General features: G+C 40.4%; 6 protein-coding genes. 3 read left to right on the top strand and 3 right to left on the bottom strand.

All coding sequences use genetic code 11. From position 1 onward, the window contains the following. Positions 1-560 (top strand): SAP domain-containing protein (locus ACKI5G_RS04090; RefSeq protein WP_407397899.1); only part of this gene is annotated, 560 nt, incomplete at its 5' end. A gap of 194 nt (positions 561-754) precedes the next feature. Here ACKI5G_RS04090 and ACKI5G_RS04085 read toward each other — a convergent pair. The 3 genes from ACKI5G_RS04085 to ACKI5G_RS04075 all read right to left on the bottom strand — a co-directional run bounded on the left by ACKI5G_RS04085 (position 755) and on the right by ACKI5G_RS04075 (position 1,936). Next, a complete protein-coding gene (locus tag ACKI5G_RS04085) occupies positions 755-1,144 on the bottom strand; it encodes a pyridoxamine 5'-phosphate oxidase family protein (RefSeq protein ID WP_407397897.1) in 390 nt (129 codons plus the stop codon). A 22-nt stretch (positions 1,145-1,166) separates the two neighbouring features. After that, the gene (locus ACKI5G_RS04080; protein ID WP_407397895.1) at positions 1,167-1,490 is read right to left on the bottom strand and encodes a helix-turn-helix domain-containing protein; all 324 of its coding nucleotides are present in this window, start codon (positions 1,488-1,490) and stop codon (positions 1,167-1,169) included. Between the two features lie 242 nt (positions 1,491-1,732). Further along, positions 1,733-1,936, bottom strand: a complete 204-nt coding sequence (locus ACKI5G_RS04075) for an N-acetylmuramoyl-L-alanine amidase (protein ID WP_407397901.1) — start codon at positions 1,934-1,936, stop codon at positions 1,733-1,735. 338 nt (positions 1,937-2,274) lie between these two features. Here ACKI5G_RS04075 and ACKI5G_RS04070 point away from each other — a divergent pair, with 338 nt between their 5' ends. Next, positions 2,275-2,601, top strand: coding sequence for a helix-turn-helix domain-containing protein (locus ACKI5G_RS04070; RefSeq protein ID WP_407397893.1), 327 nt, complete (start codon positions 2,275-2,277; stop codon positions 2,599-2,601). 363 nt (positions 2,602-2,964) lie between these two features. After that, entirely contained in the window at positions 2,965-4,104 is a 1,140-nt protein-coding gene (xerC, locus tag ACKI5G_RS04065) for a tyrosine recombinase XerC (protein ID WP_407397891.1), read from the top strand. Positions 4,105-4,382 lie beyond the last annotated feature (278 nt).

Below are 4,382 nucleotides of genomic sequence, written 5' to 3'. Positions count from 1 at the left end.
AGTATTATTGGTATAGGGATGAGCTCATAAAAATATGTAAAGGTCATGGTTTAAAAGCTCCAAGTAGTAAGGTACAATTGAACGCAGTTATTAAAGCTTACTTTTCTGGAGAGAAGCTTGTACCTGCCAAGAAAGTAGCGAGACCCAAAAAGAAGACTGTAGTTACAAATCTTACCTTAGATACTGGGCTAATCGAGTGTGGATTTAATTGCGGCAACAGATTCAGGGAATTTTTTAGACAACAGACCGGGAAAGAGAGTTTTAGTTTCAAGGTAGATATGGTTGCTACTGCAAAAGCAGTAAAGGAAAATGGTGATGAAAGCTTTACACTTGGTGATTTGCTAGATGTCTATTATGGCAAAAAGTCGTATGCTGTTTATGACAGATCTGCTCTTCAATGGAACAAGTTTGTCAAAGACTTTTGTGAAGATGAGGCAACTAAAGAATATAACGAGAGGTTGAAGGCAGCGGCTACATTATGGAAGATTGTCAGAGATTCTGATATGAAAAAAGAGTATTCCCATGAGCTGCTGGAGGAATATAAGCATATTTTAGGATGATGTAAAGGAAAAAGTTGTATGGTCATAGGCGTTAGTGCATGTTTACTAGGTGAGAATTGCAAATATAACGGGGGCAATAATTATAGTGAAAAGACCCTTGAATATGTAAAAGGTCATGAGGTAGTGTTCTCAACTCAGAGAATGGCCCTTTCTTTTGGGCAAAAGAAAAGCCCTGCAAAAGCAGGGCGCAGCTATCACAATTTTACAGGTTCAGCAACGAATGAATATATGCCACCGCTGGCCTCTTTGATTTCCAATACTTCAAAAATGCCATCCCCGACATGGTACATTCCCTTCAGTTCTGGGTATTCCTCCAGCATGGCAGCACGAATGCTGTCATTGTCTATTGGCTCAACTTTGGCTGTAAGGCGCAACCATGTGTGATCTTGATAAGTGGCTGATATTTCCACTTTAGGGTTGGCTTTCATCTGGGCAAAGCATGGCTTGGTATTACCTGTGCACAGGTAAGGCTTGCCATCATATTCCAGTACAGCACCAAAAGGACGGACTCTTGGCTGCTCGCCATCCTCGGTGGCAATAAAGAAAGTACCAGCTTTTTTCAATGCTTCAACGATTTTGTTCATAGTATAAATCCCCCTTGAACCATCATTTTTTACTTATCCTGATTATAGCATCAATCATATCCTTTGTCTTTTCATCAAGGCTTGGATATTCCTTGATAATTCTGGCCAGCCGTTTATCTGGTTTCGGATTTTCCTTTGGCTCCGGGGAATTATCAGGCATAAAATATTCCACAGGAACAGAAAGGGCCAGGGATAGCTTGCGCAAATCCTCATAGGTGATGCCTGGGGTGTAGCCCCTTTCCCAATTAGAAACCACCTGCGAGGATTTCTTTATTTTTTGCGCCAGCTCCGCCTGAGTCAGCTTTAGCTCTTTACGTCTTTGTTTTATTTTATGGCCAATATTCATAGCAGATACCACCCAGCGTTTGTAGAATTGTGTTTGTATACCATACACAAACATAATTCTACATGGGGGGACATTTCTGCAATATTTTTAATCAGTGTGGATAGGTATTTTTACAAAAGAAAAAAGACCAGTACAAAGACCGGTCTTTTCCTCCGTGAAGCTGCAAGGCCCCACGGAAATAGTGTAAGTAAGTATTCTAATATGTTGCTTATTCTACCACAGGAAAGTTATCAGGGCAAATGTTATTTCTTTGTATTCACCCAGTAGTCAGTCACCCCTCTTGCTATAGCTGCAGCTATTTCCTGCTGGTGGTTCATTAAAAGCAGGGCGTCGATATCATTGTCGATAAAGGCAGTTTCCACCAGCACCGCTGGCATGGTGGTGGAACGAAGCACCGCCAGAAGGGGGCGGGTTTTAAATCCCCTGTCAGGGAAGGTGCCGTCAATATACTGGGAAAATCCTCTATCATGGTAAGACTGCGCACACTGTAAGGCTTCATGTGTACCAGCTCCCCAAATTCCTTGATGGTCATATATACCACCTCGGTAGGGGCGGCGTTGTCTTTTGCTTTCTCAAATCTGATAATGTCATTCATTGTATAACCTCTTTTATTAGTAAAATTTTATATATTTCCTTGCAAAAGATATAATAATTTACTAGAATATACCATACAGTAAGTGGGGTGTCCATTAATTTTTAGTAAAAAATATATTTTTTGTAGATTTTTTTAGTAATGCGTGGTATATTGTTTGCAGGACAAAAATAAAAGGAGATTACAAAAGATATGTCACCATCAGAGAGCATGAAGAATTTTGCCGAAAGATTGAAAGCCCTGCGCCTTGGACAAAAGAAGCTGACAGTTGCCGAAGCTGCCAAGGAGCTAGGAGTTGCTTCAACAAACTTAAACAACTGGGAAAGAGGTATAGCGAAGCCACCTTTTGATATGCTGCCAAAGTTCGCAGCCTATTATAATGTTACTGTGGATTATCTGGTGGGCTATGCACCTAATGAAAAGACCCAGCAAATACTTGATGTGTTAAATGGCCTTACGGAAAAAGAGCAGGATGGCGTGATTAACCTTCTTGATGTTATGAAGAACAAAGGGCAGTAACAGCCCGCCTACTATTACTATATTATATTGTATTATCTTATATTATATTAGGGAGGCGGCGGCCCTTGTACCCCATGGTCTGGCTGGTATCCACAGGTCCTCATGGGACCACATATAGTACCACAACCTGGACCACAACCAGGACCACAATTGCACCACTAACAGGGCCACAAACAGGAGTTATCAACAGCTTAATCACAGTTTATTCACATTGGTTATAGGGTTATCCACAGAAGCGTATACATAATCCACAACACGGTTGTATCATTTTACAATGTGGATTTTTTTCTGGCCTATCCCTTAGTATAAATTACTAAAACCTTGCAAAAGAAGTAATGATTTACTAAAAGGGGGAGATTTACAGTGGCAAACAGAAGCGTCAGAGGAGATTATGAAGGAACCGTTTACTTCAATTCTCAAAGGAACAAATGGGTAGCACAAATAACTTTGGCATACGACCCAAGGACAGGCAAAAGGAAACGCCCGGCATTATATGCTGATACTAAAAAGGAAGCTATCCAGAAATTAAAACAGCTTCAAGAAAAATACGCTTATAATATTCATTTTGACGCAAGCAAAATAACTGTAGCTGAATGGCTGAACAAGTGGTTTGAAACCTACAAAGTACCAAAACTAAGAAAAAATACTCAGGCATCTTATAGGTTATTGTTGGATAAATGTATTGAGGCTATTGGTTATATAAAGCTGGAGAAGGTTCAGCCTTCCGACCTTCAATATATCATCTACAAGGTAATAGGAGCGGATAAATACCGCACTTGTCAGTATTTCCGTACCGTCATAAAACAGGCATTTGCCAGAGCAGTAAAGGAGCACTTGATTATTGAGTCACCAGCTGAGGATCTTGAGCTTCCGCCAAAACCACCTAAGAAGAAGTTTGTTAAACCTACAGCAGAAACATGGATGTTACTTCTTGATGCTAATGTTGGTTTTGAAGGCTGGCAAATTGCAATTCTTACAGTGATGGTTACGGGCATGAGAAGAAGTGAGCTACTGGCTCTCACCTGGGACAGCTTCAATATCAAGAAGGATAAAAATGGCAATATTACAGGTGGAACTGTTACCATTGATAAGGCTATAGGAATAGGCAATGTTGACGAGGCAACCGGGCGGCGTCATGTGTATGTAGGAAGAACCAAGAGTGAAAGCAGTATAAGGACTCTGCCCCTTCCTCCTTCATATATCAAGGAATTGCTGGCATACAAAAAGAAGCAGGCCATTTTACAGCTTGCTTCAAAGAAATGGGAACACCCGGAGATGGTTTTTACCACTACTGACGGGCGGTATTATAACCCTGATGTGTTTTCCAGTCTTTATTCCAAAGTATGCCGGGAAAACGGTATAAAAACTACATTCCACATGCTCAGACACGATTTTGCCACCAGTATGAACTCATCCCATGAGTTTAATTTTAAGGATATAGCTCAATGGCAGTCCATAATAAAAGATTGCAGGGAATCCGGCATGACCGTGACTGAATTCTAACTATATTATTAAGCAGCCGACCGGCTGCTTTTTCTTTTGGCTGTTGGGGTATACTATATTTTGACGTTTACGATAAAATTATAATATCAATAATAACGAACATTAATTTTAATATAAAAATGGAGCTGCTACAGAAGTGATATGCTCCCCCTATGGGAGACAGTAAAAAATAAAACTGTCATCATAGGGGGAGTTTTTATGCCACAAAAACATAAAATTACAGCAGAGGAGAAAGTTAAACTTGTCCGAGCTTACCTATCAGGAGAGATTACTCAAAG

Origin of the sequence: Anaerovibrio sp. (assembly GCF_045637405.1) — a bacterium.
Classification (GTDB): domain Bacteria; phylum Bacillota; class Negativicutes; order Selenomonadales; family Selenomonadaceae; genus Anaerovibrio.
The sequence above is the reverse complement of the archived record's forward strand: the minus strand, read 5'-3'. Positions and strand labels throughout refer to the sequence as shown.

Excerpts from the sequence above, each read along its gene's own strand:
- ACKI5G_RS04070 (WP_407397893.1), top strand. The coding sequence starts at position 2,275 with ATGTCACCATCAGAGAGCATGAAGAATTTTGCCGAAAGATTGAAAGCC.
- ACKI5G_RS04085 (WP_407397897.1), bottom strand. The coding sequence starts at position 1,144 with ATGAACAAAATCGTTGAAGCATTGAAAAAAGCTGGTACTTTCTTTATT.
- ACKI5G_RS04080 (WP_407397895.1), bottom strand. The coding sequence starts at position 1,490 with ATGAATATTGGCCATAAAATAAAACAAAGACGTAAAGAGCTAAAGCTG.